The organism is Clostridium sp. UBA871, from assembly GCF_002295255.1.
Classification (GTDB): domain Bacteria; phylum Bacillota; class Clostridia; order Clostridiales; family Clostridiaceae; genus Clostridium_J; species Clostridium_J sulfidigenes.
In genome coordinates this window covers 599,139-622,565 of record NZ_DBFV01000003.1, presented here as the reverse complement: position 1 = coordinate 622,565, position 23,427 = coordinate 599,139, and the positions used below count along the sequence as shown (strand labels likewise).

Here is a 23,427-nt window from a genome sequence, read left to right as displayed (position 1 = left end):
TTAATGTAAATATTAAATGACAATTAATAAAATTATAAAAGCACAGTTATATGGCAAATGAATTATTCTAACAAAGAAAGGAGCTAATATAATTATGAAAAATAGGAAAGCAATTATTTTGAAACCTCCTAGATAACATGTATTCATTAATATTAAACTTCCAAGAGGTCCTCCTTATATAATTTTATAAATCTATTTAGTAACTCTATTAAATTTTAGGAGGATAATACAATGAAAAAAATAGGAAAACTCATACTAAATAAAGAAAGTGAAAATCATAAAATTTTATGTATGGCTGATGGAATTTCGATTCGTAAGATGGAGGATAATCCTTTTGATTATATCTTAATGTCAAAATGGATAAGTAATCCTGAAGTTCTTTTTTACTATGAAGGTAGAGATAATGCCTTTAGCATAGATAGAATAAAAGAAAAATACTCTCCAAGGATTTTAGGTAAAGAATCTGTTACTACATGTATCATTGAGCTTAATGAAAAACCCATTGGATATGTTCAATATTATTATGAAAGTGAAAAGAAAGACCTTGAGGTTGAAAACTATGATAATCCTTATGGAATTGATTTGTTCATAGGTGAGACAGAGTATCAAAACCAAGGAATTGGCACTAAAGCCATAAAGCTTTTAACTAAATACTTATTTGAAGTAAAAAGTGTTGATGTTATTCTCATAGATCCTCAAACCTGGAATAGCCGTGCCATTAAATGTTATGAAAAATGTGGATTCAAAGCTATTAAAATCCTTGAAAAAAGAGAACTTCATGAAGGTCAATATAGAGATAATTTGGTAATGCTTCTAGTTAGAAGTTAGTAAAATTTCCAACAACCTATAATTTATAATAACTCTAAGAATTATTTAATCTTTTAGTAAAAGAAATAAAGGGAAGTCTGAAAACAGACTTCCCTTTAAGAAAATATACCTAACTGTCTTTTAAAAATCTAGCTAGTAACAATGTGTTTTTGTATTCACCTTTGATTTTTATGTTTTTATTTTTTCTTCCCTCTTCAATAAATCCGAACTTTTTATAAAGTGCTATAGCAGGTGTATTTTCTTCAAAAACCTCTAATTCAATTTTCTCAACTTGATTTTCTTTGCACCACTTTATAACCTCTTCCATTAACAAAGTTCCTATTTTTAACCCACTGTATTCCCTTAAAATTGTTATACCAAAATCTGCAACATGACTTGTCCTTTTAGTTCTACCCCTTTGTAATGTGGTAGAACCTACTATTTTCTCATTTATCTCTGCTACTAAAAATAAAGATGTATTTTTAATATATTCTGCCTCGTCTTCAGCTGTTAAGTCAAATTCGTCTGGGTCTTTAGGAAAGAAACTTACCTCGCCCATTACTTGTTTCACTAACATTACAATTTCATTAGAATCTTCAACTGTTGCTTTTCTAATTATAAGTTCATTGTGATTTTTTATCTTCATCATAATTATAATACCTTTCTACACTTTAAATATTTTCCAATTTGCCATTTGTATTATATTTTCCAATTTCAATCAAAAATTGATAATTGAGTATGGCATTCTTGATTTAACTTTTCTTTCATTGGTTTGGAATAACTACTTGATAAACCATATTTTTCTCTCAAAGCATTTACTGTTTTATATAAATTATTTTTATATTCCTTATTTGCTCCACCAGTTTTATATAATAATACTAGGTCATCATATATCTTTGGAAATTCTTTCTTTATGAAATCTAAAAATACTTTTCTTGTACTACCTCTTAAATAAAGAGTTCCTGGTAGAACGTAATCCACATCACATTCTTTAGCATGAAAATATAGAGAATTTATATTTTCAAAAGTATCTGTTATATATGGAATAATAGGCATAAAATGAAGTCCAGTAGATGCATTGGTTTTACTAAATTCCTTTAACATTGCAAATCGTTTTAAAGATTCTACTCCATTTGGTTCAATTAATTTTCGTATATTTTCATCCATAGATGTAATTGTAGCTGCTATATTTACATAGGTAACCCTAGAAAGATCATCTATTAAATCATAATCTCTTAAAATTAAATCTGATTTAGTTGAAATAATGCATGGTGTTTTATACTTTATCATAAGTCTTAATATATCCGGCATTAGTTTATACTGTTCTTCTACTGGTTGATAGCTATCTGTTACCCCTCCAATATTAACAACTTCCCTTTTCCACGAAGGACTACTCAGTTGTTTTTCCAATTGTTCAACCACATTAGTTTTTACATATATGTCTTCAAAATATTTATCTGAATCTAAATATTGATGTGAATACATAGCATAACAATATTTACAACCATGTTCACAACCTCGATATATGTTTAAATCCCAGGCAAAAGGTATTTTTCTTTTTAATTTATTACACGCTACATCACAAGTAATTTCTCTAATCTTTGCCATTTATTCACCTCCAATATAACAATAATAAGGAATATAAAAACTAATTATTTCATTTTTTACTTATGGGTAATATTTTACCATACATATGTATATTAAACATATCTTTAAGAAAAAAAATTATTTTTATCCATGAATAAGTTTCTATATTTTCACTTATGTAATCATTTACTATAGGCTGAAATTAGGTTAATATTATTATATAAACATCTTTTATAAAAAATTTAATGTGCCTTGAACTTAACTATTATCTATTACTTAATGAAGGGGTTGTTTGAAATGAATAAAGATTTTTTCAAGAAGAATAGGCTAAAGTTATCAATGGAATTAGCTAATGGATCCATATTAATAATGTTTGCTGGAAAAGCACCGAAGAAATCAAATGACTATAATTATAAGTTCACACCAAATAGAAATTTCTATTACCTGTGTGGAGTTGATGAAGAGCATATAAATCTTGTAGTTATTAAAGATAGAAATGGGAATATAGAAGAAAGACTTTATATCAGAAAATTTGATGAAAAAAGAGCTAAGTGGGTAGGTAAGAGTATTAATGTTGAGGATGCTAAAAAAATATCTGGAATAAATGATATTAGATTTATAGATGACTTTAAAACAGATTTAAATAGTTTAATATCAACTAAAAATTTAGTCCATATATATTTAGATTTAGAAAAAGATGCCTATGAAGATGATTTAACTACTAATGGTTGCTTTGCCAAAGATTTAAAGGAAAGATACTCTCAGGTATTTATACACAACGTATATCCTAAGTTATCCATTCTAAGAATGTGCAAAGAAAAAGAGGAAATTAAAGAAATTAAATCTGCTATAGAGAAAACTAAATTAGGAATAGAAGCGATGATGAAAAATGCTAAACCTAATATTATGGAATATCAACTTGAGTCCTATTTCGATTTTTCATTAAAAAACAATGGTGTGAAAGATTTTGCCTTTCCAAGTATAATTGCCAGTGGAAAAAATGGAACAATTCTCCATTATGAAGATAATAATTGCGAAATTAATGATAACTCTTTGGTTTTATGTGATGTAGGTGCAGCATGGAATTATTATCATGGAGATATAACTAGAACCTTTCCTGTTAACGGTAAGTTTACCGAAAGACAAAAACAAATATACAATATAGTATTAAATGCTGAACTTGAAACTATAAAAGCTCTTAAACCAGGTCATACTTTTCAGTCAATAAATGAGGTTACAAAAAAAGCTTTAACAGAGGGATTAATTGACCTTGGTATAATAAAGGATGAAAATGAATTGTCTAATTATTACTATCATCAAGTAAGTCATCATTTAGGACTAGATACCCATGATGTAGAAGATTATGATGCGCCTTTTGAAGAAGGCATGGTAATTACAGTAGAACCTGGCCTATATTTATCCCAAGAAGGCATAGGAATAAGAATTGAGGATGATGTAGTTATAACTAAAAATGGATGTAAAGTCTTGTCTGATGAGATTATAAAAACTGTCGAAGAAATTGAAGAATTTATGAAAAAATGTTAAAAACAAAGAATTTTTTAATCCTTTAAAATATGAAGGAGAGTAAGTAAGTTTGTGTAAACACAAATTTACTTCTCTCCTTTTTTAATATATAAACTTTTATTTAATAAGTGCATCTCCAAAGAGAGAATTGAAGGTTTCATTTGCTATTTTTGTAAAGTTCTCAGGTGTAGAATATTTATTTTCTAGATTAAGATTTTCCCATGTAGCAGTCCAGATTAGATATTTATCTAGGGGTAACATGCCCTTTACCTTTAGATAACAGCCATCACGAACTAATAATCCATCTTTAGCTATTTTTTCAATATCAAAATATAACCTTGCACCTGTTTTATATTTCATTTTCTCATCCATAATAATTTTATTATTTTCCTTGGATAATACAACGACTTCACTTGAAACATTCCCATTAGAAAACATAATATAATCACTATAGTCCTTTGGATCACCAAGAAGCTCACCTATAGGCTTGTCCATGTAGTTGCTGCCTTCTTTTTTTAGTATATTCCACGACTTTAAACATCCATCGCTTTTAATTTTTTCCCAATTCTCCATTGTGGTACTATGAATAAGAACCCTAGGTTCATTTCCCCTTAAAAAAGCTTCATTATAATGATGATTCTCATATGCTTCCTTTGCTTTAATTAAGTCTTCCTCATCTACCGACAAAATCATATTCTTACAATAGCTATTTTCATATTCTATAAAATCCATAAGATTAAATTCCCACTGCTTACACTTTTTACTTACCTTTAAAGTATATACAGATGAATTGCCTCTTCCATTGGTTATTTCATAATTCTTAGAATTAGTTAAGCAAAATACAATCCAATCATCAGTATATCTTTCATCTGTAAATGGATTTATATGCTTCGGTTCAAATCCAGGTTCTGTAATGTATATCAAAAGCCTTCCTCCGTTCTTTAGATAATTGTTACCACTATTAAAACTAAATTATAATTATTCTGTTTTTAATATTTCTATTATAGCATATTTTCTAAATATTCATTATTATTTTTTATTTAATTTAATTATTAATATCTATGGCTTTAATATACTTAACATTATTCCTTTATTAAATTATATTCTCAACTTCAATAAATCCAAATTTTTTATATAGATCATAAGCAGGTTTATTGTCTATATGTACATCTATAATAATATCTTCTATATTCTTTTTATGCATATCATTTACACAGGTAGCTAATAGTGTAGAAGCAACTCCTTTATTTCTATGATCTGGTGCAACATGCAGTGAATAAATATGCATCTCATTCACACTTCCAGGTAAAGCTATTAAAATACCTATTACATCATCCTTACATTGTGCAGTTATAATATATCGTTTCGAAAAATCTCCCAAAATATTATTCCTAAGATTTTCAATAAACTTATCTGGTTTTTTACCAGAAAGGTCAGTGTCTAAGGTTCCCTCTATAAACATTGATAGATAAGTATTTAATTTACTTTCTAACTCTGCTCCTTCTAAAACTAGGTCACTGATTTTAAATTGAAATGGTCTTTCTATTTGGTTAATTAACCTCTTTCTAAGTTGTATGCTCATTTACTTATCCTCCTTTATAAATAATTAGTACAAGATATCAAACTCAAAAATTTTATAACCTACATACAAATATATTTCACTTAAAAATACATAAATTTTATAGTAATAATAAGCGCTGGTAGGGTTAAAACTACAATACCAACATTTATAATTAGGGCAGCGATTGTTAAAAATAAATCCACTTTAGGAACACATATATTACTAATCTCTCTTTCTCTTAGTGATTTTGAACTTAAAATGCTATATATCATTCCAATAATACTAATTACTAAAATTAATGATATGGTGATTAGTAAAAGTAACTCATTATCTTTAGGTAGATAAAATATATCCATGATCATAAATATAAAATATATAACTGCACTAATCCCAATAGATATAAAGGAATATAAATTAAGTTTCGTATGTGATTTTATTTTCATTTTAACTCCCCCAATGCTACACAATATTTAATAAGCACAACCTTGTTTTACCATATTATAACATATGTTCAAATTAAAAGCTAATTATCTCCATGAATATCATTTTTTATTAGCATAATGGAGTTATAATACCACATGAAATTATATTAAATTTTCCTCTTAAAATATACACCATTTAAGTTAATTATAGTAAAATATTCTTATACTATTGTACAACTATATATTTTTTGATTACCAGATATGTATACATTGACGTATTATGACCTCAAATCATGCTATATAAATTGGTCTAAAATTTAAACTCAGAATTATATTTATTTTAATAAGGAAGTGGAAGAATTGGATAGAGAAATTGAGAAATTATTTAATAATCAAATTTTAGGAGAAGCGGCAAGAAAGTTTAATATAGATATGTCTACACTAAATTTAATTGGAGGTTTTCAAAACTATGTTTATGAATATAAAAAGCAGGAGAAATCTTATATTTTAAGATTTACTCATAGCTCACATAGAAGCGATAACCTTATAAAAGGTGAACTTGACTGGGTTTTATATTTAATTAATAATGGAGTGTCAGCTTCAAAGCCCATCTACTCTATCTCTGGTAATTTATCAGAAAAAATCCATATAGGAGGATCGTACTTTACAGCTACTTCTTTTGAAAAAGCTACTGGAAGAAATATTGGATATCCTGAATGCATTAGTAATAAAGATTTATTTGAGAAATGTGGTAGATTAACAGGGAAAATGCATTTTTTATCTAAGAAGTACATACCTTCATCAAAAGAAATTAAGAGACCTGATTGGTCACATAATTACTATCTGCAAAACATAAAGAAATATATTTCTGCTGATCAGTTCAAGATTTTTGAAAGTTATGATGATATAGTGAATAGAATAAATAATCTCTGTAAGGATTCTGATTCCTTTGGAATTATTCACGGAGATATTAATGTTGGAAATTTTTTCCTAGATAATAAAGATATTAATATATTTGATTTTGATGAGTGTCAATATAGTTGGTTTATTGAAGATATAGCTATTCAATTGTTTTATATTACTTATGTATTCTTAGATGATAGCATGGATGAAAGACAAGCTCAAAGTTGTATTTTTATGAAAAGCTTTATGGATGGTTACCTTAAAGAAAATCATATAGATGAATATTGGCTAAAACAAATACCTCTATTTCTTCAACTAAGAGAACTTATCGTCTATATAGGTATATGTCGTAGCACTGGTTTTTCTAACATGAGTCAATGGATGAAAAACTATATTTCTCAGAGCAAATCTAGAATCGAACAAGGAATTTCTATAGTAAGTGAGAACTATGTATAAACTACATAATTCTTTTATATACTTAAATATTTATTTTAGGAGGATAACATTTTGGATCTTTTGGGGGCATTTTCATATGCATGTTTAGCATTTCTTATTTTCAACTTATTATATATGATACTTATGAAATATAGAGGTAAAGCCATTAATTCCTTTATTATTATAGTAAATTCTCTATTCTTAGTACTTATATCAAATTTAAGTATATGGCAAGGAGGAATATATGTTGATGAATATAACCTAAGTGGTAGCAGTATAGATTTCTACATTAACCTTGTAAATATATCTATTTTTATTATCATAGCTTCTATAGCATCTTCCAATAAAAATGGACGTAAAAATCATTAGAAGGAGTTATAATAGTATTGAACACTTAAATGATTATATTTTTATGAAAGTATGAGGGGCCTTCGCAAAATAAGCTAATCTAAGTAAATGTTGAGCTTGTACTTATATTATTGCTGTTCAGCCGTTTCGAAGCATTGATTTACTAAAAGGATTTATTCAAGTTAAAATCTACAACACAACAACTCGTATTCACTCAAACAAGTTGCGTTGCTTTACGATTTTACCATTCATAAATCCTAAGTAATAAATATTCTAGGAGGTTCTTCTAATAAATTAGAAGAACTGAGTTCGAATAACTAAATCAAAGATTTAGATTCTTACTTATGCAAATGGCGTTCGTTAACAATAATATTAAAGTACATGCTCAACAGTTTATATAAGATTAGTGATATATTTTGCGAAAGCATCTTCCTAACCTTCTACTCTCCTATTTCCTCCAAGTGCCCTGTATCATTAATGCATTTCACAGCTATCGTATTGCTTATCTCATCACATTTAACAATACTTATACTACAATTATCAAATTCCATGTTATATCTTTTAAAAATCATTATTACAAACTACACCATTAAAAATAATATGGATTATAAAGAAACTTTCTAGGAAACCAATGGTCTAATATTATTTTAAACTTTGAATCTGATAGTATAATCCATTCCTTAAATTCAAGCTCTTCTACGGAGTATGCACCATACAATAGTGCGGTAAGCCCTTTTATGTCCATCTTTACATCTGGTTTTTTACTCTCATATTTGCTCATTTTTAGTTTCTTATTCACAGCTTCTAACTTATAAATACCATTATTCCACTGACAATGTTCATCATATAATTCTAAAATAATATTACCTTCTAAAGCTACATTAATATCATTCATTGCTTCTACTGCATCAATAATTCTTACCATCCATGGATTATTGTTAATCTTTACTTCAAAAGGCCTCATTGGATCATTCAACCATGTCCAAAAATTAGTACCATATGGAACTCTTAATTCTATATGTGAAAATTGGTCTTTGTGCTTTGCAAAATATCTGAATAACATCACTCTGCTTTCTATGTCTTTCCAATACATTTCTGCCACAAAAATTTTTCCATTTTCTCCTGATCCTATTTTAATATACTTTGCTGCTGCCATAGTTTTATTATTTTTCTTTATAAATACTACAATTACACCACCATGATCTTCTATCCAATACTCCTTGGACATATTATTGAGAAAAACAAGTCCATGATGCTCCAACAAATCAAGTTCAAATTTAAATGCTTCAAATTCCTCTTGCACCTCAATAGCTCTTACTCTTTTCTCTTCCCATTCACCATTTATTTTTGATACATCTTTTAAATAATGAAAAAATCCATCTAAAGAAATTTTAACTAGCAAATTGTCATTTGTACCCACATACCCAAAAGAATTATAAAAACTTTCTTTAAAAGGATGTAATAAACTAATAGATTGATTTTTTTCTTTCATATCTATAAATGCTGATTTTATCAAGTCCTTTACATATCCCTGCAAACGATATTCAGGAAAAGTAGCCACATGGGAAACCCCTCCCATCTTCTTAATTACACCTCTCACTGACTGATTAAATGTATAGTTCCTTATCATAGCTACTAGTTTCTCTTCATCAAACATTCCTAATATTTCATCAGGAGTATAAAATGATAATTCATCCTTTGCTGGTTTAGTATCAGTCCACTGACGGCCTGTACAATATACGTGTAGCTCCCTTACTTGCTCAATATTCTCAGCTTTAATTTTTTTAATTTTCATAGGCATATTCTCCTATATATTTCTTTAGAGATTGCTCCATTCTGCTTTTCATTGATAATATGTCTATTAAGAATACATCCACCAAAAGTTTACCCTCCATCTGATATTCTTGTTTGGCAACTTGTCCACAAAATTTGTGATAAAACTGATTTGATGCTGCATAATGATGGTTATAGATAACAATCTTTTCCATACCCATAGACATGTAGAAACTCAATGTATAAATAATCATCATGAGAGAAATCCCCCTATTTCGCTGGTCAGGATATACCCAAATCCCATTTAACTCTATACCTTTTTCAGGTATATCAAAGGTTTCCGCAAAACTGCTAAAGGCTACTCCAAGCATCTTGTCATTTTCAAATGCTCCAATTAACAAGCGAACATCATTATTTTCTTTCCCTGTATGCATCCACTCTACCCAGAAGTCTAATTCTTGAGAAACTGAAAGGGTGTTTTCAGCCTTACCTGCCAACTCTTCCGTCCAGCACAAAATCTTTAATTCTAAGGCCTGCTGCATGTCAGATTCCTTTAATTGTCTAATTTCAATCATTGATTCATCCCCCCAATTATACAACTAATCTTATTCAATTACTTTTTCACTAGTATATATTCAAGATAAACTGATGTATTTTCTCTATCATCGATATTTCTTTTTACTGATTTCTTTTCCTTATATATAACTTCAAATTTTGTAAGGGCTTGCTCAATTTCGTTATCCTTATAATGACAATAGATCACTTCATCATTATCTTCAATTTGTAAAAACTCCCCTTCACCAATTTCTTTTCCTATGCCATAAGTATCACACTCTTCACCTAAAAAATTCACATAGCATAGTCCTCCAGGTTTTAACACTCTATAAAATTCTGATAAAGCAAGTGAGAAATCTTCTTTTTTCATATGAACAGATGTATTATAAGAATACAAAAAACTAAAAAACTCATTTTCAAAAGGTATTTTTCTCATATCACCAAATATGATATTTAAATCTTTATCTTGTTCTATACAAAATGCCCTTGCTTTTTCTAGTTGATCTTCAGATATTTCAATTCCATAGGTTTCATATCCAAATTCATAAAACAAAGAAAGAGGTGGATTAGAACCACCAGCACCACAGTCTAATATAATTTTCTCAGAGGAATTGTTATTACAATATTTTAAGAAATTATATAACGGAATAGCATTTATAAGGTTATGCATATTTTATTACCACTCCTTATATTTAAAATTTATACTATTTGTTTACTAATAAAAATAATCTATTATACTGTTCATGTTGATTATAGTAAATATCCTTTTTAAGATATATATGAAAATATTTTTCCAATATACTACACCATTTTTCTGTTTCTAAATTCCACAAGTAATAAATCATTGTCTAAGTGTGTAATGCCCCACTTCCACATCCATATAATCTACAATGCTATTTGTTCCACTACTTAACCACTTTAAAGCTTCATTTAAATCTTCTTGTCCCAAATCTGCATTTTCATATTTATTTGGTATTACTGCTTAAAATATATTGTCCCAAAATATTTTTGTGCTATTATAATTCTCCATTGATATTTCTCCCTTCCTTCAATAGAGTTCTTCACTAGTGGACTTAGCTTACTACACGTTATGATTATAATCTTAGATTAGTCATTTCATATGATGGATGATACAGTCCTGTTGGTTCATAGAAATTATCTCCTATATAATGAAAATCTAAGCATACTAAAAGTTTTTTAGATCCAACATTATGTGGGTGATGTCCTGCAAAAAGCTTGTCTGCATTTAATTTAGAAAAACAATAATTGATTACTGCTTTTGCTGCTTCATGGGCATAACCTTGACCCCAGTATCTTTTACGAAGATGAAAACCAATTTCATATGAGTGTTGTTTAGATTTAAATGGGCGTGCACCACAGCAGCCAATCAGTTCTCCTGTTGTTATTTCAAATATAGGCCAATATTGAACATGAAAACCCTTGCCATTACAAATTTCAATATTTAAACGATTGTGAATATCATTTTCTGTAAATTCCCCTGTAGCACAAATAAATTTAGTAACATCCTTTTCTCCCCAAAGCTGATGTGCTAGTGTAAAGTCGCAATCTGACCAATTTGAGAAACCTATACGCTCTGTTTTCATAAAGTAATCTCTCAAACCTTTCACCTCCTATTATGTGGATAATATTTCTATGGCAGTATGATACTTCCTATTAATAGGTTAGCTTATTTATTCTATTTTCATCTCAAATAATGCAAATGCTCCACCATTATCTAATAAGAATTTATCAACTATCTCAAATCCTAGACTCTTATAAAGATTACATAATTTCTTATTAGTCCATCCTGTATCTAATCTTAAGTATTTAATATTTCTTTTTTTACATTCTTCTATTGCAAATTTAACCATTTTGCCTGGTAGACCCAGTCCTGCATACTCTCTTCTCACGCACAGTTTATGTATATATCCAGCTTCATTTTCCTTTGAATTTGGCCAAAAGAAAGTATCACTCCATTGCAATATCATACAACATGCATTAGCTCCTGAAACTTTTCCCACACAAAAATCTTCTTCCATAACATTTACCATTAATTTTTCTTTTGTAAGGTGTTCATCCTTCCATACATTTAATCCAACAGAGCGTCCCCAAGAAGCGACTTCTTTCATAATATTAATTACATTATCAACTTCTCCGGTAGATACGATAAAATTCATATTTCTCCCCCTCAAATTTGTAATCTGACACACCATAAATTGTCATCAACTTAATTTAAAATTTTCACTATATAAATATAAAGATATTTACATTTTATTTTTTCTTCAATAATGTTGTCCACATAAAAGATTTTCCAAATATATTGTCATTTTCGATCTCTTTCATCTCTCTAAATTCAAGTATATTGAAGTGTAGTTTTAAAATTGTTTTTAGCTTATACTCAGAAAATCCAAGTCCACCATGCATTGAATAATCTCTATACACATCATAATCAGATATATTTGCACCTCCGTTTAAATTAAAACAGTTCATGGAAAAATATCCATCTGGCTTTAAAAGTTTTAAAACAGCACTTAGGTATTGATTTCTCCTATGAGGTTTTATATGATGAAAACATCCTGAATCATAGATAAAATCAAAACTCTCTGGTTCACATTTAAAGTCAAATATTGATTGGCATAAAAAATTCACTTCTATAGATTGTTCTTTCGCCAATTGTTTTCCCCATTCAATAGATGTTTTTGAAAAATCAATTCCATAAACTTCAAACCCTTTGTGTGCAAGATATAATGAATTTCTACCATTTCCACATCCTATATCAAGTGCTTTTCCTTGTTTTAATAAATCTAACTCAAAATATGAAGCAAGGTTTTCATCAGGAATATTTTTAAAGAATGGAATTGCTTTTTCCTTATCAGAATAAAAATTGCTCCACCACTCATTATCCCGTTTCTCTACTAAATTATCTAACATATCAAGTATGTCATTTTCACTTTTAATAATCTCTGAATTGATTTTTTCTATCACACATATTCCCCCCTATACATTTATAACGGATATCAATCATTAATTTTCAAAGAAAAATATATCTCCCATTATCATCTCTCAATTGTAATTTTATCCCAATGCTCCAAGTATTTAGACATAGTTAAATGTATATATCATCTATTTGGATTTTCATTAGGAAAACAACAAATTACTGTATCGAGATACTCAATACCACAAAAATATTCACATATTGAAGTATTTTTCACTGCACATTTATGTGTATTAGAACCTTCTTTTTCATTCCAAGGACAACGACTTTGCTTCCAATCAACCTTGTCATTACTTGTTAAATCTATGTCCATATTTGCACCTAAAAGTTTTTTTATTTTTTCTTTCATAATCTTTACTCCTATTTGCCTAAATCAAAACTTAGTTAATATCTTCAAAGCTTCATTGACCATTATTAAAATATTATTAGTAATGTTTTAGAAGTTCATATTAAATCATCTTTGATATACAACTTTATAGTTTAACAAATTAACTTTTCATAAAAGAACAGAAATCCATCTTCTGATTGTCCAGTTTTTTTATAACCAGCTTTTTCATATAAATATTGATTTCTTACACTATAATAAGGAGTTCCCAATATCCATCTTTTTATCTGCGGATGCATTTCTTCCATTAGACTCATAGTCTTAAATCCAAAACCTTTATTATGATATTTCGGATGAATACATAGATCTTCCAATTCATAAAACTCTTGTTCTACTCCGTGTAGCCAAAAGAATCCAATTATATCATTATCAAGGATAATCTTATAGCATAAATAGTTTTTAATAAGTCTTCGTGTTTCTTCTTCTGAATCATATCCTGGAGGACCACCATCCCTTCCTGGTCCAAATCTACTTGTTTCATCATTATATGCAAATTTCTTAATTTCAGTTATAACTTTAGAATCTGTTAATTCTGCCTTTACAATGTTAATCATATTCATATTTCCTCCCCAACTATCTACTTTAATTCATGTTATAATCTATAACTATCTTATAAATAATATAGATGTCTTAATACCGCATATTGAGAATCCACATTTTTTATACATATCCTTTGCTGTATCGAAATTGTCTGTTATTAAGTATGCTATATCAGCTCCTGCATTAAGAGATTCTTCTAGCAATTTATGCAACATAGAAGTGCCATATCCTTGTTTTTGAAATTCCTCAATAATATCAAAATCCTCAATCTTTGCAATGCCATCTTTTATGAAAAGCTCACACTTACCTATAGGTTCCTTTCCCTTGTAGCAAACATAAAGGTTCAAATCAGGATTTTCCTTATATACCTCCATCTTTCTTTTGCTTCTTTTTATAGCAAACTCTTCTCCCATAGCTGCCTTATTGGCCTGTACATCAGCTTTGTATCCAGCATCAAGTATTTCAAGAGTATCTGCTTTTAAAGCTATGCAATCATCTTTTACTTTTAATTTCTTAAAATCTTTTGGCTCTATAGCCATAAAACAGTATTCTGTAATCTCAGGCTCTTGAATCAAGTTTTTTAACTCATCCCATTTCACACTATAATCCATCATGATATGTAAATGTTCATTATTTGACTTTTGCATTTCACCAAGCTTATTTTCAATAAAGCTTCTTAGTTCCCCCATCTCCATTGACTCTTTAAGAAAAGTGAAATTATGCATGTACATATCAAGTAGTTTTTTGTCTGTGAAAATGATTGATTTCTTCAGTTCAGCATAATCTGAAAAACATTTTATATATTTCAATTCAGTTTCCAAAATTTTTTCATATAATTCTGCCTTCATAATATAAATCTCCTTAACATATCTATTTTTGAATAATTACTATATATTTAAATTAATTACAAATAATTCTTTAAGAAAATTATAACATATAATTTTAATGAAAGTCCCAAAATATATCACATTCTTCTAATTTCTACTATTCTGTTTCCAACATCAACTATTTACATTTCAATGTTTGAATTGTAATATAGCTTGGTTATTAAATGAAAAAATATCACACATTCCTTTTAGAACATGTGATATTTAAACTAATTATAATTAGTATTATTAAAAATATTTCAGGATTTACTTAATAAATTTACCTATTGCATCATTTAAATCTGTGAGAACTTTTTTATCTCCTGTTTCTACAGCATCAACAACACAATTTTCAATATGATCTTGTAAAATTATTTTACCAATATTATTAATTGCAGATTTTACTGCTGAGACCTGTACTAATACTTCACTGCAATCTCGCCCATCCTCAACCATCTTTTTCACTGCCTCTAAATGTCCTATAGCTCTTGATAATCTATTTATTACAGCTTTAGTATTTTTATGTGTATGGTTATGTCCATTTTCATCACTCATAAATTTATCTCCTTTTGTTTTATTTTAATTATATGTTAATTTTCTGCCATTTTCCATTTAAGAAACGTTTTAGCAAAATAATACCTCTAATTGTAATATCTAAAGCATACCCAAGCCATACTCCCAATAATCCCAGCCCAAATGTTACTCCTAGTAAATATCCAACTATTACTCTCCCACACCAAATTCCTATTAGTGTTGCATACATTGGAAATTTTGTATCTCCAGCACCTTGCAACGCGCTGGTAAATACTTGGGTAATTGCTGCAAATGGCTGAAATAACGCAATCAACCTTAATACTCTTATAACCATTTCTTGTATTTCTTTTGCATCTGTAAAAATCATTGCAAATTGTCGGGCAAATATAAAAAATATAATTCCAATACAAATCATAAAAATAGTTGCAATGAAATCCGATAAAAAAACAATATTTTTAGCTTTATTAGTATTATCTTCACCAAGACTTATACCAACAAGAGTAGCTGTAGCAACCCCCAAACCCATTGCAGGTATATAGGAATAGCTTTCAATATTGCCTGCTATATTATGGGCTACATATGCTGATATACCAATAGAAATAATCATGCTATTGTATACTAATTGACCTAATCTCATAACTAATTTTTCGATTCCAGCTGGTATTCCAATTCTCATTATGGATTTTATTATATCTTTTTTAATCTTTATATTTGTCAAATCAAGCTTGATAACACTACCATTTACTAGTTTTAATAAAAGAATTAAAACATTTACTATACGTGAGATAGTTGTAGCTAAACCTAACCCTAGAATTCCTAATCCTAATCTCATAAAAATATAATTTAAAATTATGTTTAATATATTAGCAACACCCGTTGCTATCATTGGTGTACTAGTATCTTTAGTTGCTCTTAAACAACTTGATAGAATAAGTGATAAGCAAAGAAATACTGATGGTACTGCAACAACCATATAATATGGTACTGTATAACTTAATATTTCATTTGAAGCACCTGAAATCATTAATATCGGTTTATAAAATATTAAATTGACTGCTCCAACCAATATTCCTATTATGATACCTAATATATTGGATTGTTTTATGGTCGCATTGGCTTCCTCAAAATCACATCTCCCAACATTTCTTGAAATAATTGCGTTAGTTCCTATACTTATAGCAGTATAAAAAGCAATGAACACATTAACAATTAAATTAGTTACACTAATTGCTGCAATTGCACTATCATTAATCTGTCCTGCAAAGTAGGTATCTACCGTTCCCAGTAGTGTTTGAAGAATATTTTCTACTATTACAGGAATTGATAATAAAAATATAGTAATAATATTATCTTTATTTTTCTTTACCCAATTCATTCTATCCCTCCTTATATCATCCCCCCATAGAGGATAATATAAGGGTATCATTTATTAAAATACACTTCAAGGATCTTTGTAAAATTATCCATTTAACTTCTATAATACCAAACTTAAAATATTTTCTTTGACTTTATTAACGCATATGATAAATTAATCGCCTATATTCAATACCATTTTGCATGGTTATTATATGTAAATTATACCATATAAATTATAGGTAGCTTATTTATAAATTAATTATTGAAAAATAAAAATACCGTAAAATTCATCACTAAATTTCACAGTATTTTAGAAACCCATTTATTCTTATATCAATTTTATCTATATGAAGAATATGTTTTTGTTTTGTAATTATTTAGCAATCTTAGATAATGATTTGCTTCTCTTAGAACATGATCTCCTAAGAGTGGTAAAATTATGGACTTAATCTTACAATTTAATAATCCTTCTGTTCCTTTCATCTTGAAATCTCTAATATCTTTAGTGGCCTCTCTACTCTCCTCAGTTACAGTGGATATATGTGCTAATGAAATTGTATTATCGTGCATAGTAAGTGCTTCTTCTGTCAATCTATCAAATTGCTTACCAAACTTGTTAGCAACATTAAATAATTCCTCTTCTGTTGGATCTAAAAAGCCTCTAATAAATTTAGAATGCTCAGCCATAATTCTGTTCCAGAAAGCTTCCTGATCAACCATTTCCTTATTAATGTCCATCTCAACTCTTTCCTGTAACCTTCCTAACATTCTAAGATAGAACATTGCTTCTCTTAAAATATGATCCACTAAAAGTGGATAAGAACCTGTAAACATCTTGCACTTTAATACATTTACTTTTATTTTATTTTTTAACTTAGCTGTTTCATTTACTACAGGAATAATCTCTTTATTTAAATAAAATACTTCTTCTGATAAACCATCTAGAGTTTTACTATTTTGATAATCTCCTAAAGATAATTCCATTTCTGTTGTATTTGTATTGATATTAATTCCAGTGTAAAATTCTGTAGCTCTTTCTGCTTCTAGTGTATAGTTTGTAATTATTTCTCCTGTATTACCAATGTTTGGATCGATAATTCCACTAGATAATTTTATAGTCTTTCTAAGCAATCCATCTAGTTGTTCCTTTAACATATCTGCATAATGAAGGTAATTTTGAGATCTAGGCATTAACGATGCACCAACAAAAACTAGATGCTCCTTCATTATTCTTAAAAAGAATAGATTTAATTCTAGCGATTGTTTAATAAACTTCTCCTTAGATAACATATTTTCTCCCTTTAAATAATACTTCATTAACAATATATGCTTATACCTATATACTGACATTGCAATTTAATTAATTTTTATTACAAAATATACTAATACACCTTGTTAATATTAAATTTACCACAAATTACGTTCTTACTGGTTGTTTTTCTTTTTTGCCATTTTATACTTTTGGTAAAGAATATCTTTTAAAACTAAAACAGTATTTACGTCATCAAACCCAAACTCAATTTTAAAAGCATCATATAACTCAGATATTTTCTCACTATAAGTATATATTCCTTTTATCCCTTGATATGAAGCCAAAATTGGATACTTTTTACTCCACGCACCTGTCCAGTCAATTTCATCAACTATCATTTCAATGCCAGTAACATCACCACTAATATGGCTTCCACTAATAAGATAATCATAACTTACATTATAAAGTTGACTTAGTAATTTTGCTTTAATAAGTTCAGGAACCGTTTGGTCGGTCTCCCATTTACTTACCGTTTGTCGAGATACACCTAATTTCTCTGCAACATCCTCCTGAGATAAACCTTTCTTTTTACGTAAATATAATAATTTTTCGCCTAATGACATAACTATCACCAGCCTTTCCTAAAATCCAAGTTAACTTGTAGCTATAGTATACTAAACACTAAACACCTTTTCTATCAAGTTAAAATGGAAATTTGTCAACTAAACTTAACATTCTAACTCTCTCGTATTTCCTTATCAACCCTAAAATATTTAATTTAATCGTAATTATTTATCATGCTCTCTTCATTAATGGCAGTATCTCCACTTACCTTTTCATCAGATTCCCCTTTAGACTTCATTAATTCATTAATGTATAAAGAATCTGCTATTGTTAAGCATTTCACTCTTGCCAATAATTCCTTTGATGCAGATTTTGCTGGAATACTCTTTATACACTTAGGTGGATTTTTACCATCACTAACATAAACTTTTATAATACCACCTTCAAGTATGTACTCTATTTTCCTTTTACCTGATGTTTTTATTTCAGTATTACTAGCTTTTGATTCTTCCAATAATTTCAAAAATTCTCCTTTTGAATTTTGCTTTTTATTTCTATCTTCATAATTTTTTATATAATAATTATTTAAAGTAACTTTCATTATGAATACTCTCCTTAAATTTATAACTTAATAACTCTTTCTAAATCCCATATTCGTTCTAAAACTATTTCTTTGATAAAAGTCGTCTGCTCCATCTGTTGAAAGTAAATCTAATCTTGTATTCGGATATAAATTATGACATATATCAATTAAAGCTTTTCCTATTCCCATTCCTCTATAGCTATTATCAACTATAATTTCAGCTATATAAGTAGTAATTTCTCCATCTGTTAATGCACGAACTAATCCAACTATTATGTCTCCATCTAATACAACAAGTGTAATATTAGAATTTTCCCATGCCTTTAATGCATTTTCTGATCTTTTTAAGAATGTCATCCATCCTTCTTTCTCATATAATACTTGAATAGAAGAAAAATCTGTTTCTTTAAATTGCCTAATATAAATACCTTTTGGTAATTTTACTTGTCTAATTAACTCTTCCGTTAAAATAAATTTATTCATAAAAGAATTCCCCTTTATATCTTTCTACTAACTTGTAAGTCAAATTCTGGCTTTGTAACATATGCTAGATATTGAACATTACCATCAAAATCTAAATATGCTTGAAAACGTTGACGAATCGATGGTGATGTAATCATATCAAGAACTTTATCCTTCTTTACCCAACGTGATTCTGAATTCTCATCTGAAATACATAAGTCACCATCTACAAATGTACAAATAAAATCCATCATCACCTTTGTAGGTACTGTCTTAACTCCATTATATCCTTCATGTGTGGCTGTATTTGAGGAAATAGCAAAAAGTTTTTTTACTGTAACATTAATCCCACTTTCCTCTTTTATTTCTCTTACAACTGCATCAATAACGTTTTCTCCGACTTCAACTTGACCACCAGGAAAAACCCAGCCCCCATGATGAGTTTTGACTAATAAAATCTCTTCTTTATCATTTTCAACGACTCCTGCTCCTGTAACAATATGTGTTGGCATAATCATAAATATCACTCCTTAGTCAATTACTAGCAATTACTTTACATAATAAACATTAACTATAATCTAGCCTTTTATTTTCCTCCATGAACTTTCTTCTAATCCATCTGCTTTTAGATACTTACAGAATCTTTCAAAGCATCCCATCATAGCAGCTATAGCCTCTTCTGTTACTTGATAGTTCTCTTCCCACCACCAATTTTTTATTATCAATGGTTCATTTCCTCGATGTATTTCAGGTTCAAATCTTGCTACAAGCTTATCTCCATATAAAACTGGTAATACATAATATCCATACTGCCTCTTTGAAACAGGTTTATATACTTCCCAACTATATTCAAAATCAAAAATATCTTTAACTAACTTTCTGTCCCAAAGAAGATTATCAAGTGGAGCCAGAAAACTTGCTTTTTTATCAATACTAGAATTAAGATTATCTAACATTGATGTATCGTCAGCCCTTATATAAAAAGTTTCATTTAGTCCTTCTACTTTTACAAGTATAAGCTCACCATCCTCTAGTAGTTCCTTTAATATTTTCTTTCTAAGATTTTTATCGGATACAAAATGACCAAGCCATCCTCCACCATTTCTATCCCAGTAGATCCCTATGCTTCCTATCCTTCTTTTAACATACCACTTATAAAAATCATTATCATTATTAAAAGGTTCCTTCACATCCAGTAGCTCTTTTGGCAATAGGTTTTCTATCAAGTCATAAACCTTTTGTGTGTTCTTCTTTTCTTTAACGCCCAAAATTCCGCTGTTCCACATATAGTCCATGGTAGCGCTGGAAAGTTTCCCATGACCCCAAACTCTACTTTTTACACGTCCAATATCCAGCTTTGAAGGCAAGGTAGCACCATTTTTCTCTATATATTCTTTTGCTGCATCCACATGATTAATTGCTTCAATTGAACTTCTATGATGCAATACTCTCTCAATTTCTTCTTTTCTTCTTAATCTCACTTTTTCAAAATAAGGCCAGTCTTTAACGGAATAGATAGCCATCATCTTATCCCAGCCATCTATGAGTTCTCTTTTATTATAAAGAAGAGTTTCTAGCATCATAGGGTTATAATTTTCAACTCTGGACTGAAGCACCAAATCAGCATTTCTCCCTACCATATTTAAAGGATCATATTGTATGCACCCCACTCTATTTATAAAATTCTTAATACCCTCTTCACCCTTAAAAGATTTTGGTGAAGATAGCCCCTGATACATCACCAGGAATTTTCTCAATTCACCCTTTGACATAGTAATTTTTTTCATATTACTTCCTCACTAAAATTTTTATTTATCATATTTTCAATTTTAAGACTAGATTTTGAAATAAATTCTCCTAACAAAACTTCTTATAATAATTATAGTTACATAGAAATACTGAGCTTATGAGGTTTTATTTCTTTTACAGGCATTACAACTTCAACAAAACCAATTTCTTCATATCTACTATTTGGAAAAACCTCATAGTTTTCGATTACGTATTTTGTAGCTTCCACTAATGCTGATTCTTTATCTTCACTTCCCAGCATAACGGCACAATGAGGTACCCATTGTCCAGTTGTGTAATATTCCCAGCCACTATGATCACAAAATGCAAAGGTTTCGTGTATATTTTTGTGTAAATCAATTAATTCGTCACATACAACTGGTGCAAGATATACAGTTCTAGTATTATTAAACACCCCAATACTAGAAAGCAAAGCGGGAAATGATTTTGTATCCTTAGCTATTTCTTTTAATAACTTGTCACACTTTTCAATATCAATATCATTAAATATAGCTATGGTAATATGAGGACGAGTCTTCCATTCTAAATATTTTTTACTAATTCCCTCTCTTGCAATTCCTTTAGCTAATTTAATAATTTTTTCCTCTGTTTCCTTATCAAAGTATAATTCTATTGCATATTTCATACTAATTCTCCTTCCATATGTAAATATAATTTATTATGAATCTACTTATAAATTTCATGTTGTTCAAATATGAAATTCGCTGAAACCCTTGGTATGACAACAACTATTTAAATAGTTAAATAGTTAAATAGTTGTATAGTTTCCTATGTAACTATTTTCATATATAAATAGTTACATATTTATTTTATTCTACTTAAAATTTAAAATAATTTCATTAACATAGTCATTCATAACTGTTCTATATTCTTCTGGTCTGTAGTCCATGGATTTTATCAAATTAATCATCTCTTGGGCTGAAATAAATTTAACATCGTCTACCTCTGACTTTTGTAAGGTTAAATCTGAAGTATCAATATCTTTACATAATACAAAAATATCAATGAAATGATTGTATTTTTCCCATAAAACTCTTCTAAGAAAAATTATATCATCTATCTTTATACCTAATTCTTCATGTATCTCTCTAATAATAGCCTCTTTACTTGTTTCTCCAGCTATAACGTGTCCCATGTGAATATCCCATCCACCAGGTAAGAACTGTTTTGATTTTGACCTTTTCTGAATTAAGAATTCTCCCTTTGAGTTATGTATATATGCATGTGCTCCTAAATCATATTGTCCTTCTAAAAGCTCTTCATCTTTTGGTGCTATTTTACCACTTCTACTACCATCTCTATTTAAAATATCAAAATACTCCACTAATACTTCCCCCTTATGCAGCTTAACATTTCTTCCACAGCTTTTAATACGATATTTAGATAAATCTCTTTTCAATTTTAATTCATATTATATGGTATATTGTAAATGCAAATTATTAACTTTAAAATTCTATTGCAAATCTTCTATTCATTGATTAACGCATAGTGTAGATGATCTTCCCACTTCCCGTTTACTTCTAAAAACTTATTTGCCATACCTTCATATATAAATCCAAGTTTCTCTAAAACCCTTATTGATGCTTTATTATTTGGCAGCGCATATGCTTCAATCCTGTGCATTCCATATTCTTCAAACATAATCTTAATCCCTGCTTTAACTGCCTCTGTCATTATACCTTTACTAGCTACATCTTTGTCTGATTTATATCCAATATGACATGATAAGAAAGCATAAGGTACAATATTATAAAAGGTTACCTGTCCAACAATCTTATCATAGTTTCCCTTATTAAATACCCAAAGTCTAAGAAAGATTCTATCTTGAATATACTTAAAATCTCCTCTTAATTCCTCTGTCTGAAAGTCAACAGTGTAAAATTCATCTTCTCTTTGTGGTTCAACCTGACTAAAAAACTCTCTATTTCGTACTACATAATCTACCACTTTATCGGAATCATTTTCATCTAATATTGTTAAAACTAACCTTTCAGTCTCGTAAGTTGATTTCATTAATCTTCTCCCTTCTTGATAAAATCTTATAGTTAAATAAATCAATTATAGTTATAAATTTTCCTATGATTTTTACAGCATAGCCTAAAATCATAGGAAAAATATAGTAATCTAAATCAACACTATGCATATTTGTCATCTAACTAGCTCATA

30 protein-coding genes are annotated in these 23,427 nt (G+C 28.8%); 4 read left to right on the top strand and 26 right to left on the bottom strand.

Annotated elements, in window-relative coordinates; all coding sequences use genetic code 11:
- Positions 1-231: 231 nt before the first annotated feature.
- Entirely contained in the window at positions 232-828 is a 597-nt protein-coding gene (locus B3086_RS04675) for a GNAT family N-acetyltransferase (RefSeq protein WP_346879702.1), read from the top strand.
- Positions 829-937: 109 nt separating this feature from the next.
- Here B3086_RS04675 and B3086_RS04670 read toward each other — a convergent pair whose 3' ends face one another.
- Both B3086_RS04670 and B3086_RS04665 read right to left on the bottom strand, forming a co-directional pair.
- On the bottom strand, positions 938-1,456 hold the full coding sequence (locus B3086_RS04670; RefSeq protein ID WP_346879703.1) for a GNAT family N-acetyltransferase: 519 nt from the start codon (positions 1,454-1,456) through the stop codon (positions 938-940).
- 65 nt (positions 1,457-1,521) lie between these two features.
- Positions 1,522-2,415 (bottom strand): SPL family radical SAM protein, encoded by an 894-nt coding sequence (locus tag B3086_RS04665; protein WP_346892874.1) that lies wholly within the window; start codon positions 2,413-2,415, stop codon positions 1,522-1,524.
- A 276-nt stretch (positions 2,416-2,691) separates the two neighbouring features.
- Between B3086_RS04665 and B3086_RS04660 the strand changes: the two genes are divergently transcribed.
- Entirely contained in the window at positions 2,692-3,939 is a 1,248-nt protein-coding gene (locus B3086_RS04660; protein WP_346848999.1) for an aminopeptidase P family protein, read from the top strand.
- 96 nt (positions 3,940-4,035) lie between these two features.
- Here B3086_RS04660 and B3086_RS04655 read toward each other — a convergent pair whose 3' ends face one another.
- The 3 genes from B3086_RS04655 to B3086_RS04645 all read right to left on the bottom strand — a co-directional run bounded on the left by B3086_RS04655 (position 4,036) and on the right by B3086_RS04645 (position 5,922).
- The gene (locus tag B3086_RS04655; RefSeq protein WP_346879705.1) at positions 4,036-4,842 is read right to left on the bottom strand and encodes a hypothetical protein; all 807 of its coding nucleotides are present in this window, start codon (positions 4,840-4,842) and stop codon (positions 4,036-4,038) included.
- Between the two features lie 169 nt (positions 4,843-5,011).
- The gene (locus B3086_RS04650; RefSeq protein WP_346877898.1) at positions 5,012-5,500 is read right to left on the bottom strand and encodes a GNAT family N-acetyltransferase; all 489 of its coding nucleotides are present in this window, start codon (positions 5,498-5,500) and stop codon (positions 5,012-5,014) included.
- A gap of 80 nt (positions 5,501-5,580) precedes the next feature.
- Positions 5,581-5,922, bottom strand: a complete 342-nt coding sequence (locus tag B3086_RS04645) for a hypothetical protein (RefSeq protein WP_346877899.1) — start codon at positions 5,920-5,922, stop codon at positions 5,581-5,583.
- A gap of 339 nt (positions 5,923-6,261) precedes the next feature.
- Here B3086_RS04645 and B3086_RS04640 point away from each other — a divergent pair, with 339 nt between their 5' ends.
- Both B3086_RS04640 and B3086_RS04635 read left to right on the top strand, forming a co-directional pair.
- Positions 6,262-7,260, top strand: a complete 999-nt coding sequence (locus tag B3086_RS04640; RefSeq protein ID WP_346892872.1) for a phosphotransferase enzyme family protein — start codon at positions 6,262-6,264, stop codon at positions 7,258-7,260.
- Between the two features lie 51 nt (positions 7,261-7,311).
- Entirely contained in the window at positions 7,312-7,608 is a 297-nt protein-coding gene (locus B3086_RS04635; protein ID WP_346849004.1) for a hypothetical protein, read from the top strand.
- A 568-nt stretch (positions 7,609-8,176) separates the two neighbouring features.
- On the opposite strand, the gene B3086_RS04630 is transcribed toward B3086_RS04635, so the two are convergent.
- From B3086_RS04630 to B3086_RS04530, 21 genes are all read right to left on the bottom strand, one after another.
- On the bottom strand, positions 8,177-9,382 hold the full coding sequence (locus B3086_RS04630) for a GNAT family N-acetyltransferase (protein WP_346879707.1): 1,206 nt from the start codon (positions 9,380-9,382) through the stop codon (positions 8,177-8,179).
- Positions 9,372-9,935: a GNAT family N-acetyltransferase gene (locus B3086_RS04625; RefSeq protein WP_346892870.1), complete on the bottom strand. Its 564-nt coding sequence runs from the start codon at positions 9,933-9,935 to the stop codon at positions 9,372-9,374. Before B3086_RS04625 ends, B3086_RS04630 begins: the two co-directional genes overlap by 11 nt.
- Before the next feature lie 38 nt (positions 9,936-9,973).
- On the bottom strand, positions 9,974-10,585 hold the full coding sequence (locus B3086_RS04620; protein WP_346849008.1) for a class I SAM-dependent methyltransferase: 612 nt from the start codon (positions 10,583-10,585) through the stop codon (positions 9,974-9,976).
- Positions 10,586-11,009: 424 nt separating this feature from the next.
- On the bottom strand, positions 11,010-11,534 hold the full coding sequence (locus B3086_RS04615) for a GNAT family N-acetyltransferase (protein ID WP_346849009.1): 525 nt from the start codon (positions 11,532-11,534) through the stop codon (positions 11,010-11,012).
- A 72-nt stretch (positions 11,535-11,606) separates the two neighbouring features.
- Positions 11,607-12,092 (bottom strand): GNAT family N-acetyltransferase, encoded by a 486-nt coding sequence (locus B3086_RS04610; RefSeq protein WP_346849010.1) that lies wholly within the window; start codon positions 12,090-12,092, stop codon positions 11,607-11,609.
- Positions 12,093-12,186: 94 nt separating this feature from the next.
- A complete protein-coding gene (locus tag B3086_RS04605; protein WP_346849011.1) occupies positions 12,187-12,900 on the bottom strand; it encodes a class I SAM-dependent methyltransferase in 714 nt (237 codons plus the stop codon).
- Between the two features lie 134 nt (positions 12,901-13,034).
- Positions 13,035-13,259: a hypothetical protein gene (locus tag B3086_RS04600; RefSeq protein ID WP_346849012.1), complete on the bottom strand. Its 225-nt coding sequence runs from the start codon at positions 13,257-13,259 to the stop codon at positions 13,035-13,037.
- A gap of 131 nt (positions 13,260-13,390) precedes the next feature.
- The gene (locus tag B3086_RS04595) at positions 13,391-13,855 is read right to left on the bottom strand and encodes a GNAT family N-acetyltransferase (protein ID WP_346849013.1); all 465 of its coding nucleotides are present in this window, start codon (positions 13,853-13,855) and stop codon (positions 13,391-13,393) included.
- 45 nt (positions 13,856-13,900) lie between these two features.
- The gene (locus tag B3086_RS04590; protein ID WP_346849014.1) at positions 13,901-14,683 is read right to left on the bottom strand and encodes a GNAT family N-acetyltransferase; all 783 of its coding nucleotides are present in this window, start codon (positions 14,681-14,683) and stop codon (positions 13,901-13,903) included.
- Between the two features lie 285 nt (positions 14,684-14,968).
- Positions 14,969-15,256: a metal-sensing transcriptional repressor gene (locus B3086_RS04585; RefSeq protein WP_346849015.1), complete on the bottom strand. Its 288-nt coding sequence runs from the start codon at positions 15,254-15,256 to the stop codon at positions 14,969-14,971.
- A gap of 28 nt (positions 15,257-15,284) precedes the next feature.
- Positions 15,285-16,610: an MATE family efflux transporter gene (locus tag B3086_RS04580; RefSeq protein WP_346849016.1), complete on the bottom strand. Its 1,326-nt coding sequence runs from the start codon at positions 16,608-16,610 to the stop codon at positions 15,285-15,287.
- Positions 16,611-16,930: 320 nt separating this feature from the next.
- The gene (locus B3086_RS04575; protein ID WP_414632269.1) at positions 16,931-17,908 is read right to left on the bottom strand and encodes a DUF2935 domain-containing protein; all 978 of its coding nucleotides are present in this window, start codon (positions 17,906-17,908) and stop codon (positions 16,931-16,933) included.
- Positions 17,909-18,016: 108 nt separating this feature from the next.
- Positions 18,017-18,466 carry a helix-turn-helix transcriptional regulator gene (locus B3086_RS04570; RefSeq protein ID WP_346849017.1) on the bottom strand — a complete coding sequence of 150 codons (450 nt, stop codon included), beginning with the start codon at positions 18,464-18,466 and terminating at the stop codon, positions 18,017-18,019.
- 155 nt (positions 18,467-18,621) lie between these two features.
- The gene (locus B3086_RS04565) at positions 18,622-19,008 is read right to left on the bottom strand and encodes a hypothetical protein (RefSeq protein WP_035131806.1); all 387 of its coding nucleotides are present in this window, start codon (positions 19,006-19,008) and stop codon (positions 18,622-18,624) included.
- 27 nt (positions 19,009-19,035) lie between these two features.
- The gene (locus B3086_RS04560; protein ID WP_346849018.1) at positions 19,036-19,473 is read right to left on the bottom strand and encodes a GNAT family N-acetyltransferase; all 438 of its coding nucleotides are present in this window, start codon (positions 19,471-19,473) and stop codon (positions 19,036-19,038) included.
- Between the two features lie 14 nt (positions 19,474-19,487).
- Positions 19,488-19,970 carry an NUDIX hydrolase gene (locus B3086_RS04555; protein WP_346849019.1) on the bottom strand — a complete coding sequence of 161 codons (483 nt, stop codon included), beginning with the start codon at positions 19,968-19,970 and terminating at the stop codon, positions 19,488-19,490.
- A 60-nt stretch (positions 19,971-20,030) separates the two neighbouring features.
- Positions 20,031-21,239 carry a DNA glycosylase AlkZ-like family protein gene (locus B3086_RS04550; protein ID WP_346849020.1) on the bottom strand — a complete coding sequence of 403 codons (1,209 nt, stop codon included), beginning with the start codon at positions 21,237-21,239 and terminating at the stop codon, positions 20,031-20,033.
- 98 nt (positions 21,240-21,337) lie between these two features.
- Complete coding sequence (locus B3086_RS04545; protein ID WP_346849021.1) at positions 21,338-21,886, bottom strand: 2'-5' RNA ligase family protein; 549 nt, start codon at positions 21,884-21,886, stop codon at positions 21,338-21,340.
- Between the two features lie 189 nt (positions 21,887-22,075).
- Positions 22,076-22,585: an NUDIX domain-containing protein gene (locus tag B3086_RS04540; RefSeq protein WP_346849022.1), complete on the bottom strand. Its 510-nt coding sequence runs from the start codon at positions 22,583-22,585 to the stop codon at positions 22,076-22,078.
- A 143-nt stretch (positions 22,586-22,728) separates the two neighbouring features.
- The gene (locus B3086_RS04535) at positions 22,729-23,274 is read right to left on the bottom strand and encodes a GNAT family protein (protein ID WP_346849023.1); all 546 of its coding nucleotides are present in this window, start codon (positions 23,272-23,274) and stop codon (positions 22,729-22,731) included.
- On the bottom strand, positions 23,252-23,413 hold the full coding sequence (locus tag B3086_RS04530) for a hypothetical protein (protein ID WP_346849024.1): 162 nt from the start codon (positions 23,411-23,413) through the stop codon (positions 23,252-23,254). The genes B3086_RS04535 and B3086_RS04530 overlap by 23 nt, the downstream gene beginning before the upstream one ends.
- Positions 23,414-23,427 lie beyond the last annotated feature (14 nt).